Here is a 21238-nt window from a genome sequence, read left to right on the forward strand (position 1 = left end):
TCTGCAGGTTCCAGAACTAAATATCTAACCCTTCGAAAAGAATTTCATTAATTTTATTCACTTCTGGTTTTTCATTATCATCATCTTGACCAACTTTGATTTTCAAAGCACCGTGGAAACGTTCAGCTCCTTCTTTGGTTAATCGAATTATCTTAGGCCTACTTGTAATACTGGACTCAATCAAAGAATCGTACATTTGCACACTAATAAAATCTTCCCCAAGAACTTGTTTTGCGTATTGGATAGCATCTTTAACGCTGACCGGCTCAGGCTCACCAAATAAACCGATATTATTGCTTTCTAAAGCTTGTTTTTCAGCAAATTCAGCTAGTGCTTTAAACAACATGCTCATTTTTTTAGAACTGCGGCTATTCTTGGCTAGAAACACGGCGAGCTCAGCAACACCTTCTCCCAGATCCTCAAAAAGCCCTTGCTGTTTTACAAACTCAACAATATCTTGATCATTTTGCTTTGCAGATAAAATAGTGTTTGCTGCATCAATAATTGCATTAGCAACACGCTGATCTATAGCTTGCTCCATACCATCAACGATTTGATCTGATATTTCCTGAACATTCCCACGACTTATAGCTTGCGCTTCAATGAATTTAGGCGCTGCAACACCGAGCGCATTTAGCATGTTTTGAAGATCTGGTTTTGTATGATCAGCCATCATTTCTAACAAACGATCATCATTGTAAGCTTTACTAAAAATTGCAGCCTTAATTCTGCTAATGAGTGCTTGCGTTGGCTTTTTATCTTTGGTGGTGTACTGGGCTGCTTCAGTATCACCTAATTTAGTTAAAAATCCTTGAATAAACTTTTGATTACTTACTGCCAGTAAATCGCCATCTTCACTTGGATTAAAGAGAGCCAGTAAATTCTCATCTAACCGCTTCGCATCTGCTTTAGCCCGCTCAGTAGCTGAAAAAGACAACTTATCATCTTGATTAGCATCAATGGCGAATTGAGCTCTATCAATCTCAGTTGTACGAAGACGTATTAAGATTGGTTGAGCTATAGCTTGGACCTGCTCACTGCTAAAACCAAAGTAATCAGCTTCATCAATCAACCATTGTTTATACTCTTCTGCAGTACCACGCTCATAGGCAAGCTTGATTGCCATTGTTCGGCCATTTCCTGATTCAACAACTAAATCATCACCAGTTATCGGTGCTCCCGTGTCTGCCCGACCTGAGCGGCCTAGGCTTTCGGGGTCTAAATCATTAGCAGTTTTCTGTACCCATACTTGTGAGGATTCACGACTACGATCTCGTGGCTGCAATTCTTGCGGATAATTAGGGTTTTCCGCACCTGTTGCTGTATGAGATGCAATTACTTGATCAATATCAACTAAAGCGAATACAGTAGAAATCTTTTGTCCCTTGGCTGTTTTCACATTATTAGTTCTACCCTTCAAAAGCCCAGTAAAGGGCTGTTTAGGTTTAAAGAAACTAATCATTTGATCAATTACAACTAATGGATTTTTAGCAATATCTTGAGTAGAAATTAGATTTAAAGTTGTCATTAGATATTCTCCGCTTCCATTTTTTGCACTTGATTCAAGAGTTCTGTCACCGCTGGAATAAGAAGTGGATCATTTAAGTCTTTTTCTGCTTCATCTCGAATTTGCTCTAATAACTCAAGATTAACTTTAACCTGCCCTTCAATTACTGAACGGTAAAGTTGATTACCTTCATCATTTGTCGTACTAGGCTGAAGATCTTCAACTTCTGTCGGAGCATTTAGTTCTTTAGATTCATCATTATCTGAATTTTGGGCTGGCTCTTTATTACTGAGGCGATCCGCTAAATGTTCATCTGCCCATGCTCTTGAATATTCATAAAATGCTGTTAAATATTCTTGTGAACCTTCGGCCCCATTCCAGTTTTTTAAGAATTCACCACGGCGATCTGAAACCCAAGCCATAAAGTCAATGTTGTTAGAATCTTCAGGATTTTCCAAAGTGTCTAACCATGCCTGCATCATTTTGTTTTCAGCTATACCAGCTGCACGTGCTGCTAATACTTCTTCATCTCTTCTTTTGTTTGCTTCATTTTCGGCTTCATTTAGTTTTTTTGCTTCTAATTCTGCTTGCTGTTGAGCCAAAGCCTGATCATCTAGTTCAGAAATCCATTCACGTGCCCAAGCTACTGCATCAGACTCACCCTCAAGAGCCTTATTGATACGTTCAAAGAATGCTTGGTAACGTAAACCATCTTCACCTGCCCATTGAGGATCAGCATTTAAACGCTTTAAATCGGCTTTTAAACGTTCGGCTTCTTCATCAGAAATACTATCTGGTAAATCATTATCGAGGCTATTATCTTTAATGATTCCTTCATTTTCTTCAGATTGCTTGGTTAACAATGAATTTTGCAACTGATCTAATTCATTTAATAAATTGGAAATTTCCGCACTTAAAGAATTTAACTGACTTTGTTTTTGCTCGAGGCGTAGTTCAGCATCTGCTAATGCCTTGGCCTTTTCTGCTTTTTTAGATTGTAACCGCTTAAAACGATTACTATTTTGGTTAATCAGCTTCATAATTCGACCAGCGAGCACTGGAATTGAAATTCCTTCTCCCTGATTAGGCTGAATTGCGGCCGTAATATCCCGATTGTTCATTAAAATCTTCCATGAAATTAATGAATCTGCTGGACTAATTTTTTTTGATAATCGATCTGGTTTATGAAAAAGGATTGTGAAGTTTTGGCCGTCATCAAAATCATAAGTAAGGGCAATTTGAAGGACTTTTTTATGCTTAAAGGGCTTACTTTCCGTAACGTTAACGATTTTGACGCCAGTTTTTGAAAACTGATCCATAGAGTGATGCAAAATTGCAGACAGCTGCTCTAAATGCTGGTAATCAACGATAATAGAGTCATAATGCGCTTCTTCGACGCCTAGACTAGATAAAAGCGTAGGTAACCCATCAAATTTACTTAATAATTGGCTGTGATCATCATTTCGTTGCATATCTAATAACAACTTAGAAGTATCACCCTCATGAGAAATTAAATTGATTCCATCCCATTCAGGTTTTTCAGCTGCGACAACATTTTGTAATTGTTCTAGTTGCCATCTTTGAATCGGTTTTGCACCCGTCAAATTAAATTGTTGTGAAGATAAATGGCGCTTAAGTCCAAATTGATTTGTTTCAATAACATCTGTAACACAAGCATCAAACATTCGGCCAAATTGCAGTATCGCTAAATCACCTGCATGCTGGTCATCGATAGCGCCTAATACCGCAACAGAATCAAACGCATCTATCCCACCCTTTTTACCTTTTAAATTTACAACACGCCAGAAATCATTTTCCGTGTAATCTTCAGTGACTAAAGCATTAATTTGACGGTAATCACCCTTAATAAACCCAATTGAACAAGCACCACTATTCACCATGGAGTCAAAACCATGTACTAATCGGCTTTGATGTGGTGCGTGTGTTTGAATGAAAATTGATTTAACACTCACGGAGTTATCCTCATTTTAATTTGAGGATATTTTCTCAATTAGATGAATCTATAAAGCCAATGAGTTCCATAGCTTATTTTAAGTTGGGAAACATTTTGATGAAATTTAAAGTAACAATGGCATGTGCTTTATTAGAGGCATCAAGGGGCAAATTGCCTGCTTGAAGTGAAACTAGATGCTCAATTTCAAATTGGTTCTGATTTCTTGCAGCTTTATCAAAAGCATATATTTTTAATCTCATTAAATATTCAATTGGTGGCGACTGAGTACCATCTTTATTAAACATTATTTCTTTTATAACTTTAGCACTATTCGCAATAGCTGCTTCTTTAGTCTCAATAAATGAAATGCTCAACTCATTTGAAGCATTACCAGTTACATGGTTGAGTTGAAAATGCCCCACATGCACTGCATCGGTTTGGGCATCTAGTAGTGATATATCTACATTATTGGCTAACCAAGCAACTTTGTTTGAAGGATCAAAAATTGGAATATTTGCTTGAGCAATTTTACTGTTTGCACGGTACGGGCGAATTTCAATTCCAAAATGGGCCGCTGAAAGTGTCCCTAATGCGTAAAGTTCCTGATAATGTGAAACAGCTCGATCAACAGTTAGACCAGACCACAAGACAGGATTCTTAGCAAAACGTTCTTTAAACGGATTTAAAACGTTTCCAAAACTGTTATTTATAGTTTTATTCTGCGTTTCGTATTCAAAGAAAGCCATTATTCTTCATCCTCTGGAAATTTACGGCTCTTAGCAATACTTTCAGCTAATGTTAATGCTTCCTCATATTTCATACCTGTATCGCGCTCAAGAATGTACGCCATAATATCTACATCTAAATTTGATTCTTTCAATGATGCGATTACTTGTGTTTTAAGTAATGTTGTATTCATTCTTGATTGAGCATTGTTGATTTCTTCTGTAGCTGCTGCTGTTTGGTTTGAATAATATTCAACTTGCCAAGGGTAATCTTCAGGCTCAAATTGTTCGTTGTAAGCAAACCCCCAATCCAAGTGAAGAATTTGATTAATCCCTTCGGAAGCTGCTGTTCGAATATCTTGTGACCTACGCATGATTTGTGCAGAAGTATGGAATGCTCCACCTTCCCCAATACCACCAGTTAACATGTCAGCCCACCCTACCATACTTGGGTCTAGACCTATCCCGCCCATTAACAAACGGACATTAATCATGAATTGTTCAATGTTAATTGGTGAGCTTCTTTGAAGTTTGATATCACCCACTGGATTTAGAACTTGTTTTTCATCAAATACCGGAAGCATGTGAAAAGCAGTATTCCAGACTGCTTCACCACCTGATAAAGCATCACGGACATAAGCCTCATGATTTTTAAGTAAACCTTCTAAACCACGGATATAAGCTTGACGTTGTGCTGGTGGCATTCCCGACATATTTACTGTCAAGAACATCTGATTTACGGTATCTGCAATTTGCTGGCTGTTCATAGATGCCAAAGCAAGGATTACATCATCATAAATGTCTTCAATTTCGTAAAGGAATGAGCCGCCCAAATGCGCAGGTAAGATAGGTAGCTCATCTGGATCATCCCCCTCTAACATTTTCGTGACTAGACCAGTTTCTACAAGCTCATATTGAGCAATATTGCTCATACGGGGCATTTTGAAACGTACCATTTGAATAGTATTCAGTTTGGTAATAGTTTTTTGCCAATTACGAGGATCTAAACAAAAAAAGGCGACAGTCTTACTGCCTTGTTCGAAAGGTTGTATTAATGGTGGATAAGTATACTCATTACATACGAGGTCAATTACACCTTGATCTTTTTTCCCGTAAATACGTGCATAAGAATCACCAAATGAAATTGCATCTCGGGCTAGCTTGCTTAAATACTTATTGATCAGCTTTTCCATCTTTACACGGCGCTCATCTAGTTGTTTTTTTAGTTTTTCAGCTGCTGGTCCATTCGCCTTCTTTAACCGTTCTGCGGGCGTAATAAAGACTTGTTGGCCGCTATAAGAATCTCCGCCTAAGGCTGCAGAAACATGAATCCCCATACCCTCTGCGATAGGTGCAAAGCGTAACATTCTCTCCCATTTAGTAAGAATTTCTTTTCGAGTACGCTTCTTATTGGCTTTGGTTTGGTTAGTCCCAAGTGAAAACGGAGCCATAGTTTCATATAGCTGCGCTGTTGCATCCTGATTAGACGTATCGAATTGCTGATCATATGAATTAACATTTTCACCGAGTAACAACGATAAGAACCGAGAAGACATAACTAAGCCAATATACCTAAATAATTAAGTATTTTGATGACTAATAATTTTTAACTTTTAGATGGGTTCCAAAGTGAATTGGAACCGTACAGATTCCATTATTTAACTGCATGCAATTCTATCTGAACTTATTTTTAATCTGTTCAGAGGACATTCTAATGACTGAAGGTGTGAAAGTTTTTACCCCATTGGATATTGAATTAGCACAAAAAACTACTGACATTGTTAATAGCCAACGTTATAGCAACCGTCCTGAATTCGAAACACTTACCTTAGGCTGGGACCGTAAAACCGGTGCTGTTGCAGTTAACTACACTTTTGTAGAAGAACCACCAGTTAATGATCAGCCTGCATAACAGCTGAAAAAGCGCTCTTTAATGAGCGCTTTTTTTATTCTCCTTAAATGAATATTGCCTTTCCTGTTCTTCAATTGGTAAAATTATTCTCATGAAATACTTGATAATATTATTTGTTTTTTTAAGTGGCTGCTCTACATTTATTGAGCATAATAGAGTTATCCCCTTTCCTGAACGTACTATTTCACATATTGAAATTAGAAAACTTAATGGAGGTAACCCCAAAACACTGGCTTATGCAGATATTACGGGTGATACCTGTATTATCTATTTACGAAAGTACCCACAATGCTTAGCACATGAAATAAGACATTGCTATGAAGGTAATTGGCATGAAGGGCGTGAAAGTCAAGAATGGTGTTAGGTCGGAAACTCAAATATCTCGACAGTTATTTTACCCACCCGTCTTAATACTTCTGTTATATCGCCATCTCCTGAAGAAATATAACAACATTCTAATGTCTTTCCTTGATTTGACCATCTTACTTGTAACCCAGAGGTAGTAAAAAAGCTGCCTCCTTCATCTATTACAATTGTTCCAGATACAAATACTGAAGCTTCATTGATATATAATCTGCGGTCATTTGGACTTGAAATTGTTTTAACTTGGTTAAGGGATGTGAATTCCAAAGTACTAATATAAATTGGGCAACTTTTTAGAGTACTATCAGACCACATCAATTTGCCATCTTGTGAATAAATCCTAATTTTATCTGTAGAAACCCCACCTGACCAATTATCAGATACATAGTTAAAAAAAACATCTGCTGTTAAATCGGTAGTTCCTCCAGATGTCCATCCACCTCCAATATAATAAATACTGCCATCTTTCAAACATGTTGATAATTCAAACATTTCACTTGACTCTGGTCTAGAACCAGTTGAAGAAATTATTGTTGGTCTTCCAACATCATATGCATCATGAACATTGAAATTCTCATTACGTGCAGTTATCGGACAATAAGTATTCCAAGTATTAGTTTTATCCCACCTAAGAGTTTGACTAGCTACACTTTTTAAAATTCTAGAAGTAAGATCAAGGTTGACTTGTCCGTTTTCTAAAAAAAATTTAGCTACAGCAGGCACTTAACTATCTCCGATAAATTTTTAGATCAAAATTCAAAGTGAAGGCGTTCGTAAAGTTATTATTAACTACTAATGTCATCTCCAAATAACCAGAAAAATATTTGAAAGTGGAAACAACTTGCTGCAATTGAATTTCAGGATTTATATTTGTAAATCTTGCATAAGTTCCATTTGGAGATATTTCAGCATCGTAGACATTATAAGTATAAATTTTATACTGACCGTTATTAGTATGATTAGCTGGGTAATATTGAGACCACCTAATTGTTTTTATAAATGACAGCACCCTATCTCGGGAACTGTCAAAGTATAGTTTTCCATCTTGTTCAAAAAGTTTAAGCTTCGCTAATGCCATTATTCCACACCAATAAAAACTGCTAGCTGTCCATTAGGGTAATACACTCGGCTTATCCCCCCAGAAACCACTGTTTTCGACCCATCAGCTGCAACCGTTGTAAATGTAATAGCATTAAGGCTTTCAGCATTAAATAATTCAGCAGTAAGAGACTTAGCTTTGAAGTTTGATGCGGTCAAATTCTTAATAAATACTTCACTATTCATAATGACCTGATTGTCTTGAATTATGAACGGCATATATTTAGTAGAAGATGTACCAGTAGTGAAGAAAATCTTATCAGCTTGGAAACCTATAGAACTGAGCACAGTTCCATTCGTTTGCTCGCTGACCATAGACATTCCAGAGAACACACCATTATTGTCCATTCCCATTACATACTTACCTTTCACACCATCGATCAAATCAGCTTGTGATTTAAGCTTGATAGCATTTTGGCCGTAAACAGAAACCAAAGTTTGTAATGCACCAGCATATGCCCCCACATCAGTTGTATATGTGGTTTTGAAATTTTCGAAATCAGCTATGTTGTCAGCATCTTCAATATCTATAAAGTCTAGATCCACTTCACCAGCTTTACCTGAATAGTTACCAATAAATACAGGTGTAAAGAAAGCAGCTTTGTTTGCGAATGTTTTAGGGCTTAGTAGAGTGCCAGCACCTGCACTTGCACCAGCAGATCGGCCCTTAAAGTAAGCGGTACCGGTTATCCATGTTCCCAACGCTGGTGCGGTACCTGCAACTAAATAATGACTTGAACCGATATCATTGATTTCAGAGTTATCTTGAGCAATATATTTTGTTTTATTGGCGTTTTGACAGGTCGCACCAACATAAACAACTCCGGTACCACTTACACGGCGGAATCTATACTTAACTCGGTAATATTTATTGTCATCGATAGGCAAAGATGTGAACCAATTTAACCAGGCTTCATCATTACCTACGTTATTACCAATTCTTAGTGCATATCCCCCACGACATGTTGCATCTGCAACTAAACTAAGTTCAGGCTTATTCCCACTTGGAGTTTTTACTAACCAATCTTTTTGCCATGTTTCGAGTACTGAAGCCATGATCTTTTGACCATTTGCAGAATACAGTGCAGACATTCTTTCTGTTGAAGATGCGATTGCTTCATTCGTCTTGGTAGACGTCATGTAATCACGTTCTAAAGTCGCTTTAGTAGTCGAAGCTAAGTCCTTGGCAGTATCAGCTATTTCTTTAGCCTTCTCCGATATTGCACGTACTAAGGCTTGTCGTGCGTTGTGCACGTTAGCAAAGTTTGTAATGAACTGGTTTCGGTCAATCGTACTAGTTACATTCATATTTGCGAATAAAGCTGCCAAATATGTATTTAAAGTACTGAATGCCGTTGCATAAGCACCAGAAGATATACCATAAGTGACAGCCTCAGCTCGCAAGCTTGCATCAGTTTGATAAAGTGTATCCCAAACCAACTTCGCCTGTTTTTTCTCAACTGGTGTGAGTTTATTATCAGCAGCAATATCACTTAACTGAGCCATTGGAACATCCACTTTGGCTTGTGAACCTGCAGTGGTTTCCATCATTGAAGTCACTGTAAATGGCGTAACTGACTTATAAACTGATAAATCCGTTTCAATGGCCGCCGTCCAGCCATCTTTAAAGTAATCTGGCGGATTTGTATGAGTAATAGTGGCCGACTCAACTGTAATTGCTGGGTAAGACCAAGCATCTTTTTTGGTAATTAAGATACACACCTTATTATTGCTATCTAAAGCTAGAGCCAAGCCTTTAGTCGTAGCATTATTTTCATCTAAGGTAATACCAAAAGAACGTGACGTCATATTTGGATAAAATGGCACTGTTGACGTATATGCATAGAATGCCAAATCCAGATCGAAAATATTATCTTCTTTGTTATTGTAGTTATAACCAGAAATTTTAACCTTGGTCATGTACGCACCAACTGTAATTGGTGTCTTAATAACCAATGTACCCGAAGTAGTGATTGCTTGACGCCAAGTTAAAGGCTTAACGAAAATCTTACCACCACCTGAACCAAGTGGCTGCACACTCATAGCATTGGTATATTCAGAAGTAATTTTCTGTGAAGAGGCTGCAATTGCTCGCTCAACATTAGTATTTGTTATATCCGCATTCAAAATATAAGCGCCGTTTTTACTGTCTAATTTTGAAGACATCTCAGTAAGTTTGGCAGCCCAAGTTTCTTTGAAGTTGGTTAATGTTGAAATAGAGTCTGTAGCTGAAGAAACAAAGTCCTGTAAAGTCGGGTCAGCTGAAGCGTAATCAGTAACATCATATTGCTCGATTTGGGCTAAGGTCCAAACTAAAGGCGCAGTAGCTGTTGGTGTAGTTCCTCCCGCCACATAAACATGTCCTGAGTTAGAGAAAGAACCTACAGCACCACATTTAATCATTCGAATATATGTTTCGAATTTACCTGTACCCTCAGTATTGCCAATGAATCGATCAATTGCCCCTGTCCCCATTGCGTTACCAGCATTCATCAACTTATATCCAACTGGTAGCTTAATTAAATACTTGATGACAAAAACAGCATTAGCACGGCCATTAACAAGTTGGAAAAATCCACCCCATGTTGGGTTGGCAGCGCCAATGGTTTTAATTTCAATTTCATGGGTTGAGGTAGTAGGGTTATCAGAACTTTTCGCGACTCGAGTAACTGTCACATTCCCATTGCCGGCATTGTTATAGACAGATACACCATTGTTACCTTTCTTGAAATTTACGTCTCCCTGCAACAATTTTCCATTAGTAATCATCATCGCCAGCATTGTTGTGTTTTCTAATGCCGAGCCAAGATTATTTGTACTTGTTTGAAGCTGAGAAATTTCAGTATTTCTAAGGGTAGCTAGATCCTGTGATGTTTGGTCAGCTGTAGCTTTTGTTGTTTTTACTACAGAAGATAAACCACCAGGTACAGTTGCATCATATTGTTGAATTTGCTGAGCTATAACCCCTTTATTTACATCAGCCTTGATAAAAGTATCTTCAACAAATTGAGCATTTTGTTTAAGAGACGATCTAAATCCGCCCTTAAAATTTGGCGCTGAATTACCCCGGCTAATAAACATATTAGTTACAGTAAATGTTCCACCAGATGGAGCATTATCAAACCGTAAACCCAATGGAATAGCTTCAAAAGCAGAGGCTTTTAAATCAGATGGGAAAATACCAGTAAGTTCTATTTCACCACTTGCAGCTACAACAAACGAAGGTAACCCAACACTATAAGTTGCACCATGAAATTGAATACTACATGTAGCGCCAACTAATCCTGCAGTTGCTGTGTATTTGATTCTCGCAACTATTGGATCACCTTTATCAATTGGAATTTCCTTGTGTTTATATTGCAGTTCCCAAACAGCTACAGTTCGGTTTGTACCAGTAGAAATACTTAAATTTTTAGTATCATCACCAAGTAAAATCCAGTTCTCTTCTGAGTAACGTAAAGTATCAAGTTGTGCTTTAAAAACTTTGATTTCCTCAGCAAATACTTCTTTCGCATCAGATCTTGTAATTTTTTCTTGAAGAATTTGTGCGTGGTTTTCTAAAACCTTTTGTAAGTTTCCACTATTGTTTGCCAGACCAATCGGGATACCACTAACTACTTGGACTGCAAGCATGATTTGCTTAGCCCCATTTGGTCCAGTATCTGGTGTTGCATGCAATTCTATACCACGACCTGAACCAATCCCCTTCTGACCAACTAAAATGTATGCATCCCGACCCGTTATTTGATCAAGTGTGAATGGATTGGCACCTAATGAAATTAGTGCATTCTTAACTGGTGCTAGGTTTACCCCAATACTGTCGTAGTTTGTAACGATAACAAAGGTGTCATTTGGAATCGCAGCAATAGCGTTACTCATTGCCGTAGCATTTGCTACAGCTGCATAAGTATCATATCTAGTTGAAGAAGCAATAGAACCATCAGCTGCTAAAACATGTACTGAAAAACCACGTGCTGAAGCTACTGATTTGATTTCACCCTTTAAGTTTTTAATCCCTGTGAAAAAGCCATTCCAGCCACATGAATAAACACGGTAATTGAAAACTTGACCAAGGTCCTGATTTAATTGTTTATAACTTGATTCCAAGTTATTAATAGACTGTGTGGTGTTCTGTTGATTATCACTAATAGTTGAATTAATTTCCTGAAACTTACCATCTACAGCAGTTTTATTATTGTCTACAGTAGATTTTAAAGTCGCATAATTCTCTGCAAGTGAAGTAATCTTCTCACCGTTTTTTTGAACATCCGCTTTAGTACCCTCAATTGCAGAAGCATTAGCTTCGAGGGCCTTAACAAGCTCACGTGGGTTTTTTCTAAATCCAGTTGCTAACTCCCCCTTTTCGATTTGTACTTCTCTGATTGCAAAATCAGGGGCAAATCCAGTCTGTGCATATAAAATAATATTAATATTATTTAGATTTGCTACATTGGTTTTAAATGTAAAAGTACAAAGGGTTTCTTTATCGGTATTAATTTGCCATGAACTACCAAGTTGATTGTTACTTGAACCATCAAATCGATGAATAATTAAAAGCAAACTTGTTTGAGCTGCAGTGAAAGATTTTGCCTTAAATGACAAGGTATATGTTTGATCAATCTCCAACCCATCTTCAGAAGTTAGTTGTTCAAAAAAACCTTTGAATGCAGTTGTTGTATTAGTTGATCTAAAACGTCCCCAATTTGCTCCATTTTGGTCCTTATACACCTCCATGACGCTACCAGCAACGTTTGCGTTAATACGCCAGTTTGACAAAGCAAACGGCTGTGAGAAATCACCATTTTTAATTATGTTGTCACCACCACTTGAAGAAATAGCAGCTTTAATAATTTTGCTTTCTTCTGCAATGGCTTGGTTAGTTTCTGTTTTGGTGTAACGAGTGCTATCAAGAGTTGCAGAACTATTAGTCCATAGATCACCAAATTTCTGACGGAATTTAGCTTCCAGAGACTCAGTAGCAGCTGAGATCGCCTTAGTTGTATCAGACTTACTTGAATAATCAACAAGAATAGAAGACTTAACAATAGTGCTATCTACATCTGATTCATTTAAAACAGGTGCAATTCTATATGCTTGTGCTTCCCACCAACCAGCATTACCCGTATGACCTAAAGCAATACCCAGTTGAATTTGAGGATAAGTTTCAGCAACCGAAGTCATATTGATGACTTTTGAAATGATAGTCCAAGATTCGTTAGCTGGGATTTCAGCAACGGGTACACTTACACTCGTATAATTTGCCGTTGAAAATACTCCATCATTTTTCGCACGGCCAATTGGGATGTAACAAAGCCCATTAGAGTCAGAGCTACGGCGAACAAGGAAACTCACAATATATGCACGAGTATTTGGTAGTGCTTGTTTATTGTAGTTAAAACAGTTTACTGGATTAGATGTGTCCTTTCTGAAAACTGTATTACCTATTTTCCCTGTAGTCGTTGTTTTAAAATACTGAGACATGTCCCAGCCATAATGGCTATACCACATATCAGGATTTTTAAAGTTGTAGTCTCCAGCTAAAGAGTCACTGTCATTGGCTGCCTTTAGCGCCTCATCTAATTTTGTAAGAGATGTATTGAATGCCTTAGTTTGTGAGGCTGTAACTTCATCTAATTTTGCATTTGTAGCGTAGTTATTTAGGGCCTGAGTAGTGTTATAAATGTTTTTCTCAACATCACTCATCCCTGCTTCAAGTTTTGATGTTCTTTGAGCAAGAGCACCACTCTCAGTTACATAGGTTTGTTTAAACTCATTTAGATTCGCAGAAACTTGATCGAATGCAGCATTGAAGTCGTAAGGACTTGCAATCCAATTATCTGTAGTTATGAATTCCCCTTTAACTAAGACAGCCCAATAAACCGTACCTACACTGTTCTTATCTGCAGTTGGTTTGTTTAGCATGTAGAAGTGGACTTCTTTTGCTGTTCCAGCTGAAGTCTTTGTAAAGGTGATTTTGCTGATTACTTTACCTGTTGTGTTGATAACCTGCTGTAAAAACTGACTTCCGCCACCAGCATAAACAGCTAAATTTGAATTTGTGTCACCAGCACCACGTGTATGTTCAGCACACCACAAGAGCGTATATTTTGCGCCTACTTCCCATTCTTCACCAAGTTTATAGCGTAGATGAGGATATGAAACACCATTGTAAGTTCCTACCACATTAGAGTTAATCAACAAGTTCGTACCTGCTGGGGCCGACTTGTTAAGATTTGCAGATAAAGTATTAGCCTGTTCTGTAACAGCTTTAATCAGTCCAGCTTGTTCAGATACTTGAGAATTTGTTGTTTGTAATGCTTCAGTTGAGGCTTTTTTACTTACTTCGGTATTGGTTATTGTTAGATCATTTCTAAGTTTTGAAATATCTAAACTTTGAGACGATAAAGTATCGCCATGCTTCTTCACTTCAGCTTGAGTAACTTTAATCGCTTCCGCATTAGCATTTAATGAACTTTGAGTATCCCGTGGGCTTGGGCTCCACGCAGTAGCTTTATTACCAGCTTCGATCTGTAATTTTTGAATTGTAGGAATTCGACCTGTGCCATATGTACCATAAAACTCAATAGTCGATTCAGTTGTGCTACCGGTGTGTAATTTAGGAAACACAGTAACTTCAAATTTTTGAAATTCACTTGCTTTGGTGACTGTTACGGATGTTGTGAAGAAATGAGCGGATCCATTAGATGAATATACTTGTACAGTTCCAGCAACCGGTACACTCACTTCAAAAGAAATCGTAACCGGCTTATCTAAATTTTCGTCATAAAAAGCTTTCAACTCTTTGCTACGTTCATACATTAAGTATTCACGGCTTGTTGCTGCTGTGGATGTTCGAGGCGCTTCTGAATTAGCTACGGCGTTTACACCACCAATCTTAATGTTATTCACTGCAGCTGTAATATCAGTCGCCACACGCCCCATGGCGCTATCAAGATCGCTCTTTGTAGCTGTTTTCAATAATGCTTGAGAGTTGCTCTGAATACCTGTTTCAGCATTCTGCATTCTTGATTCAAGCTTACTGGTTCTTTCAGCTTCAGCTTCTGTTCTGTTAGTTGCTGTTTTGAATAAATCATTTGCAGTTGCTGTTGCATCATTTGCAGAAGCTAAAGAGTTGTTATCTTCAACAATAATGTAATTAAGCTGACAAATTCCTGTCTGGAAATTGTAGTTTGCAATAAACATTGGGGCATAATATTCAGCTTGTGCTGGGAAAGTACGTGGATTATCAATTGTCCCTAAACCAGTTGCCGCCCCAGTAGACTTACCTTTCATGTATAGAACTACTTCTTGCCACTCACCTAAATTAGGCTTAACGGCCGACAATAAGTAGTTAGAAGATCCCATATCACCTGCAAGGGAGTTTGTAGTCGTTACGTATTTACTTTGGTCTGCATTTTTACATGCAACCCCAAGGTAAATAGTTCCAGATTCCCCAGCTACACGGCGGAAGCGAGCACGTACCCGATAAAGCGTATCTGGATTAATCTTTACAAACTCATTCCAGTGAACCCATGCCTCATCATTACCGGCATTATTCCCAAGCTCAAGAATATAGCCACCAAATGCATCAGCATCTTGAATTACTTTCGCTTCACCAGTGGTTCGCCAACGTGTCCAGTCATCAATTCCTTTTGACGTTACAACAGCACGTACACCCGACGTTACTTGCGTTTGTGACTTTAAGCTTAAAAGATTTTGAGAAAGTGCTTCGGTAGCTTTTACCGCCGTTGTACCTGTTTGCTGCGCCTCTGCTGCATTATCGAAAGCTAGTTTAGCAATGTCATCAGTAGTTTTAAGTGATGATGAAAGGCCATTTATTCTTGTATTTGTATTACTTTCTAGGGTTGAAACACTTTTTTGAACATCAGTAATTTGCCCTTGTACCTTTAAATTTTCTTTAGAGATACTTGTATCAAGTTCACTAAATTTTGAAGTAGTAGACTGTTCAAATTCGGCGAGCGACTCAGTAACTTCTAGAATATTTGCATTAGATTTCCGATCAGCCTCTTCTAGAGCTGCTTTCGTTTGGTCGATGCGTAAAGATAAGGCTTTATCACCATCAGAAACTGATTGGGCAATTGTTGCTAAATCTGACGTTGTTTTAGTTTTATTCGAATTATAGTCGGTTTTTAGTTCTTCAAGTTTTTTTGCTTCTGAAACAAGCTTTTCATCAACAAGTTTTACAGATGATTCAACCTTTTCGATATATGAAGCATTTCCAGTAATTTGATCACGCCATGCTTTTGGAATGGTGTCATTAAGTGCTGTAATGTCCCAGACTTCATAATCAGCAAGGATTACATCCACTGGGTTTGCTGTGCTTGGTAAAGGTGGATTAGTGCCAGCAATAACACGGAAATGCCCATGGATAGCCGCAGGCGCATCATAGCCACACTGAACAACAGAGTAATAAACCTCAAACTTACCTGTTCCTTCCTTATTCCCAAGTACACGTAAATAACCACCCGTACCTGTAGCATTGCCAACTGGTAATAAATAAGTGCCCTTAGGCATTTTAATAATTTGTTTTATTAAAAACGTTTTATTAGGAGCAGCAACAAGAGTTGGAACAGTCGGATACCAGCCACCACCTAGAGAAGCAGTGGATCTTAATAGCATCTCATGGGTACTATTTACTGGGTTATCAGTAGATTTAGCTTGTCTAGTAAACGTTGAACCTGAAGGTACAACATATGCGCTTAACCCCCCATTCCCAGATAGAAATGTAGGATCGTCACGTAAAGGCTTACCAAGTGATTGCATTCGCGCTAACTCAGTAGCATTTAACAAGCTTGCATTAGTGGTATCTAAACTTGCTTGAATTTGATCAGTCTTTTCAGCAACAGATTTACCAAGATCAACTACTGTACGTTCAACATTATTAATTGCCGCTTTGTTATCACCAATTTGAGACTGGGCAGTACTAATTTGTTCAGTAAAGGCTCTATCTTGAGCAGCAAGGGTTTTTATTTCTTCTGAAATTAGGGCATTTGATTTACCCAATTCAGTTTGCATTTCAGCAAACTTAAGCTCAAAACTTTTTGTTAATGCCTCTTTATCATTTGCACGTGCTTCAGCTTCAGCTAGAAAACCCGAATCGACTTTCTTATCAAGGTCAACATACTGGGCTGCAACTTGATCAACTTTTTTAACTGCAGCTTCAGTTTGGTTAACAATAGGTTCAATTTTTTGATTGATGAGTGTATTAGTTTCTTCACCTAATGCTAATTTAGCATCATCAATCATTTGACCAGCTTTTACTAAATTTTGATCAATATCTTGTTTTAAAGCGGCCTTAGTTTGATCAATAACAATTAGAGTGTCAGCTGCTTGCTTTTTACGGTCTAGAACTTCTTGATCTGCAACTTTTTTCGCGTTTTCTGCGACCAAGCGAATTTCATCAGAATCACTTCTAACATCAGCAATAATAGAATCTGTTTCTCTCTTGATGAAACCAATTTTGTCATCGAGTTCTTGCTCAGCGCGGATAGCCCGTTGTTGAGCATCAGCTACCAATGCTTCATTTGCCTGAATTGATTGATCAATACGTTTATTGGCTTCATCCAAACGAATATTTGCATCATTTGCATGCTGTTCAACAATCAGTTTGGTATCGACAATTTCTTGATCAATATAAGCCCGAATTTCATCAACTTTATTTTGTGCAATCTGACCTACTTCTTTTACTTGATCATGTATTTTTTGCACTTCTTCATCAATGTGATTAATACCTTCTTCAAGCAATTTATAGGCATCAGAATCTTTAATATTGTCTATTAACTCTTCTACTTCTTTTATTTTTTCATCAATCTCTTGGCTTACTTGATCTTTATTTTCATCAATTTTTTCGCCTTGTTCTTTTAACTCCTCCTTTAAACTTTCTAATTTATCAAGAGCGTCTTTAAATGCTCCCTCAATAGCTTTAGGGTCAATAGGCACACCTGCAACCGTAAGCGTTGTGCCAACGGCCATACTACCTGCTACAGCACTATTGCCCGCAACTGAAGTATTACCCACTACAGTGCTATTTCCCGTTAATGTGCTATTACCAGTTTGTTGAGTATTAGCTTGTACATTCATTAACGGCGTTTTGATTGAAACGGTTGTGCCAGAATCTACTTTTAAATTTTCTTTAGAGATAAATTCAATATTGTCTTGTCGAATACGGCGCACCCCTACAATCGCGCCGTCTCCGTGACTGACATAACTATGGATTACTGGACGTTCTTCATTACCATTTTCAAAGAAGACATAGACGTCTTCCCCATCCACAATTTGAATTTCTGTATCTAAATCACTATCGCCGACTGGATAGGCAAAAGTTGCTGTAATTCCTTCACTCGCGCCATCAGTTAAACCATGAATGTGTACTTGTGCAGTACGACCTTTTGCGTTGTAACTTAAAATCTTTGCACGTTTTAAACCATTCATATATTTGACCTACAAATTAGCAATCCAGAACTTTGATGAAGTCCCCATTGATCCCCCGATTGCGCCTGTATCTATATGATGTGCAGCAGTTAAAACGACATACTTCTTACTATCTATTTCGAATATATCGCCTGCATTCCAGTTCAAATTTAGTGGTCTAATAATGGTCCCACGCATGATCAAAACTTTTTCCAAGTTTTTGACTTGTCGGGCATCTAAACCAGCTCTTTGCGTCACAGTGTGGCCTGGGGTTATTGAGTCATCACCAACAACCGTTGAACCGTTATTCTCAACTGTGACAAAAGATGATTTTTGCATCAGTTCCAAAGGTTTACTTGATATCCAAACGACACTGCTAGGATCTAGTTTTGTGATAGGTTCCTTTTTGAAGAAAGAATCAATTTTTTGAGCAGACACTTTATTATTTTGAAAGCAAATTACAGCTGCTTCTTGTTGCAGATAATGAGCCAAGCGCTGTGTAGGCATACTACCCTTTAAACAAACAAATTTAGGCAAAGGTAAATCACTGCCCAGACTGATCGTTGCACCACAAGCTCGAATTATTGAATTAAAAGAAGTTTCATTACTAATAATTGCTTGCTTTGAATATTCGATAAGTCTTTTACAACCAGCCAAAATACCAATACATGAGATGCCACCTACTCGCCGATCTTGTTTAACAGTCTGAGTTTTAAGAGGGGTAACTTTGATAAGTTCGAAAGGATGAGATATGTCATTAACAGTAAGTTGCTCCCCTTCTTTTAAAAGGGAGTCTAATTCAGTAGTAGATTGAACTGTGAACTCAATAGATGCGGGAATAGGTACGAGATCAGTTCTTAAAGTTGCACTAATCAGCTCAGATGCTGGAATAATTTTACCCGCAGATACAATGGTGATTTGCATTAACGGTTCCCCAAGTTAAAATTAAAACTCATTGGGGCCATACAAAATGCAAGTTTAGGCAAAGCGTCTTTCTTTTCATTATAGTTCTGTTGAGCTTCTGATACAGATAGCCCATAACTTTCGACTCCGAGCCCTCGAGTAGCTTCAACCAATCTAGCTTGCAAAAGATCACAGTGAGCTTTTACTAATGGTTGGATAATTACGTACTCATCACCGCTAAGTACGATAGTTTCATTCAGTTCAATACTCGTGGTAGCTTTAGTTTGACAATCTAAAACAGCCCATCCAGCATAATATTTTGCCTCATCTAAAAATGCTTTCACGATATCATCAAGCAAAATTGAATAGCCCGATAATTGATATTCTTTATAGAGTTCTTCTGAAAGTTGCTGGATAGAACCAGCAACTACAGCATAACCTTCAGATTCAGGTAATAACTTCATAGCCATTACCCAAATAGATTGCCCAGTTGGCGACCAACGCCTTGCACAGCATTTGCAAGATTAGTTGCTTGTTGAGCAGTATTGATCACTTGCTGAACTCGATTAACAAGCTCAGCTGTACCATCAATTTCTTTTTTACCCGGCTGAATACTGCCGTTGGTACCAATGTTTGCGAAGCTACCAAAGTAGTTATAGTCGATTGGGCAAGAGACAGTCATAACTTGAGATCGGCTATCTGAATCATACTCAGCTGACTCAAAGCGAATAGCACAGTTTTCAAGTGCATATGAGCGTGTAAAACTTCCTAATCGGCCATCATAGTAATCACCATGGATGATTCCACCACTAGCTACGACATATTCAGCTAGTAGTTGATCATGTCCTGCTTCAGTTACTAGGATTTGAAGGTTGCCTGTGTAATGGGTTTTCGGAGGACCAGCAACAATTCCAGTAAAACCACCCGCATATTGAACTTCTGCAGGATCTTCATTACTCACAATTGGACGTGGGCAACTTTTAAATAAGAAGCGAAGGTCTTCCATGCCACGAGGAACAAACATCCCCTGACAAGCCAATAAGGGTGAACCAAGTTGCTGTAGAGCAATGTAATCTTGTTTAAGCTGATTTAGTAAAATCGGATTAGATTGTTGCATATTTCTGATGCTCAATAGCTTTAATATACCCCAAGATTAAAAGGTTATATCCACTTAAAATTTGATTGGTTCCATAAAAAAAGCCACCCTAAAAGGTAGCTTTTTAAATCTGCTTTTTATCCAATATTTGGTGGTACTCGCAGAACCTGTACTGAAGGTACACCCCGATCTAGCGCATCTTGGACACAACGATAATCAGGATTATTTGGTTCATAACCTAGTTCACCACGGATATTACCCTTATGTATTGTCATCGGTGCATCAAAACGGCCACGCATAAAACGACCAATAATAATTGTGTCAGTTAAAGATTGATTGGTCTTTGTTTCTGTTTTATCAGTTTTTTTCTGATATTGAATACCAGGCGCTTCACCTAAGATTTGAGTTGTATTCATGAGTATTTCCTTAATTAAATGGATTATAGGTAAAGCCTATATATGGCCCTACCTATGAGTAATTAGTAAATACCTAAGCGTTTACCTTTATTGAATGAACGTAAACGCTTGCGAATTGCATTCGCAGTGAAAGCATGAAGTCGAGCTTTTTTCATACCAGCTTTTTGTGCTGAAGTTAAACGAACCTTTTGACCAGGTAATCGTTTATTCACTACGGTTTTGACCCCTTGACGAATAGCCAGCACGCCACGGTAGTGAATTTTTCGTCCATTTACTTTCCGTTGACTAAATGCTCCATTACGAGCTTTAATTTTTTTAGCCATTGAATCGAAACCTTCTTCAGTTTCATCCGCTTCACCGAAAATAAACTCTCGAACCAGTTCTTCAAGTTCTGGGCCATCGTCTGGCATATTAGCAAGAACTGTATTGGCTGCTGCTTCTAACGCCGCATCAGCAACTTCTGTATCATCACTAAAGATCTCTTCAATATCAGAAGCGTCAACACCAAATGTTAAGAAAGCATCGGAAAGAGAAGCCATTAAAGCGTTTTCATAGATGCCGCCTTCATCATCTGCACCATCTAATGCATCGACAATTAATGCGTCTAAATGATCAACGCCCAGTTCACCTTCTTCAAGCTTACCTTCACTGATGGCATCTACCGTATCCGATAGAATATTTAGAGCAATTTGTCGTACTTGTTCAATCACAGATTGCTGTTCTCGATCAGTACTTGAAACCTTATAAACAACGGCAGAAATATTCTCCGCTGCTGAATCAAAAGCACGTAAAGCTAAAGGTTTTTCTGTAGTTGGGCCAAATGGATTCATCTT

The 21238-nt window shown here is 38.1% G+C and carries 13 protein-coding genes; 1 reads left to right on the forward strand and 12 read right to left on the reverse strand.

Going from position 1 to position 21238, the window contains the following annotated elements:
* Window positions 1–16: 16 nt before the first annotated feature.
* From F931_RS12425 to F931_RS12440, 4 genes are all read right to left on the reverse strand, one after another.
* Window positions 17–1528 carry a hypothetical protein gene (locus F931_RS12425; RefSeq protein WP_016141707.1) on the reverse strand — a complete coding sequence of 504 codons (1512 nt, stop codon included), beginning with the start codon at window positions 1526–1528 and terminating at the stop codon, window positions 17–19.
* Entirely contained in the window at window positions 1528–3480 is a 1953-nt protein-coding gene (locus F931_RS12430) for a defense against restriction DarA-related protein (protein WP_016141708.1), read from the reverse strand. The genes F931_RS12425 and F931_RS12430 overlap by 1 nt, the downstream gene beginning before the upstream one ends.
* A gap of 73 nt (window positions 3481–3553) precedes the next feature.
* Window positions 3554–4207, reverse strand: a complete 654-nt coding sequence (locus tag F931_RS12435; RefSeq protein ID WP_016141709.1) for a hypothetical protein — start codon at window positions 4205–4207, stop codon at window positions 3554–3556.
* Window positions 4207–5742 carry a hypothetical protein gene (locus tag F931_RS12440; RefSeq protein ID WP_016141710.1) on the reverse strand — a complete coding sequence of 512 codons (1536 nt, stop codon included), beginning with the start codon at window positions 5740–5742 and terminating at the stop codon, window positions 4207–4209. Before F931_RS12440 ends, F931_RS12435 begins: the two co-directional genes overlap by 1 nt.
* 158 nt (window positions 5743–5900) lie before the next feature.
* Here F931_RS12440 and F931_RS12445 point away from each other — a divergent pair, with 158 nt between their 5' ends.
* The gene (locus F931_RS12445; protein WP_016141711.1) at window positions 5901–6098 is read left to right on the forward strand and encodes a hypothetical protein; all 198 of its coding nucleotides are present in this window, start codon (window positions 5901–5903) and stop codon (window positions 6096–6098) included.
* A gap of 360 nt (window positions 6099–6458) precedes the next feature.
* Here the strand turns inward: F931_RS12445 and F931_RS12455 are convergent, their stop codons facing one another.
* The 8 genes from F931_RS12455 to F931_RS12490 form a co-directional block, all read right to left on the reverse strand.
* Window positions 6459–7184 carry a hypothetical protein gene (locus tag F931_RS12455; RefSeq protein ID WP_016141713.1) on the reverse strand — a complete coding sequence of 242 codons (726 nt, stop codon included), beginning with the start codon at window positions 7182–7184 and terminating at the stop codon, window positions 6459–6461.
* A gap of 4 nt (window positions 7185–7188) precedes the next feature.
* On the reverse strand, window positions 7189–7539 hold the full coding sequence (locus tag F931_RS12460) for a hypothetical protein (protein WP_016141714.1): 351 nt from the start codon (window positions 7537–7539) through the stop codon (window positions 7189–7191).
* On the reverse strand, window positions 7539–18011 hold the full coding sequence (locus F931_RS12465) for an interleukin-like EMT inducer domain-containing protein (RefSeq protein WP_016141715.1): 10473 nt from the start codon (window positions 18009–18011) through the stop codon (window positions 7539–7541). Before F931_RS12465 ends, F931_RS12460 begins: the two co-directional genes overlap by 1 nt.
* A gap of 9 nt (window positions 18012–18020) precedes the next feature.
* Entirely contained in the window at window positions 18021–18914 is an 894-nt protein-coding gene (locus tag F931_RS12470) for a hypothetical protein (protein WP_001167472.1), read from the reverse strand.
* Window positions 18914–19363, reverse strand: a complete 450-nt coding sequence (locus F931_RS12475; protein ID WP_001240946.1) for a hypothetical protein — start codon at window positions 19361–19363, stop codon at window positions 18914–18916. The genes F931_RS12470 and F931_RS12475 overlap by 1 nt, the downstream gene beginning before the upstream one ends.
* Entirely contained in the window at window positions 19363–20010 is a 648-nt protein-coding gene (locus tag F931_RS12480; RefSeq protein WP_001187722.1) for a hypothetical protein, read from the reverse strand. The genes F931_RS12475 and F931_RS12480 overlap by 1 nt, the downstream gene beginning before the upstream one ends.
* A gap of 116 nt (window positions 20011–20126) precedes the next feature.
* A complete protein-coding gene (locus F931_RS12485; protein ID WP_016141716.1) occupies window positions 20127–20405 on the reverse strand; it encodes a hypothetical protein in 279 nt (92 codons plus the stop codon).
* 62 nt (window positions 20406–20467) lie between these two features.
* Window positions 20468–21235, reverse strand: a complete 768-nt coding sequence (locus F931_RS12490; protein WP_016141717.1) for a hypothetical protein — start codon at window positions 21233–21235, stop codon at window positions 20468–20470.
* Between the last annotated feature and the right edge of the window lie 3 nt (window positions 21236–21238).

It is taken from the genome of Acinetobacter pittii ANC 4050 (assembly GCF_000399685.1).
Lineage (GTDB): Bacteria > Pseudomonadota > Gammaproteobacteria > Pseudomonadales > Moraxellaceae > Acinetobacter > Acinetobacter pittii_E.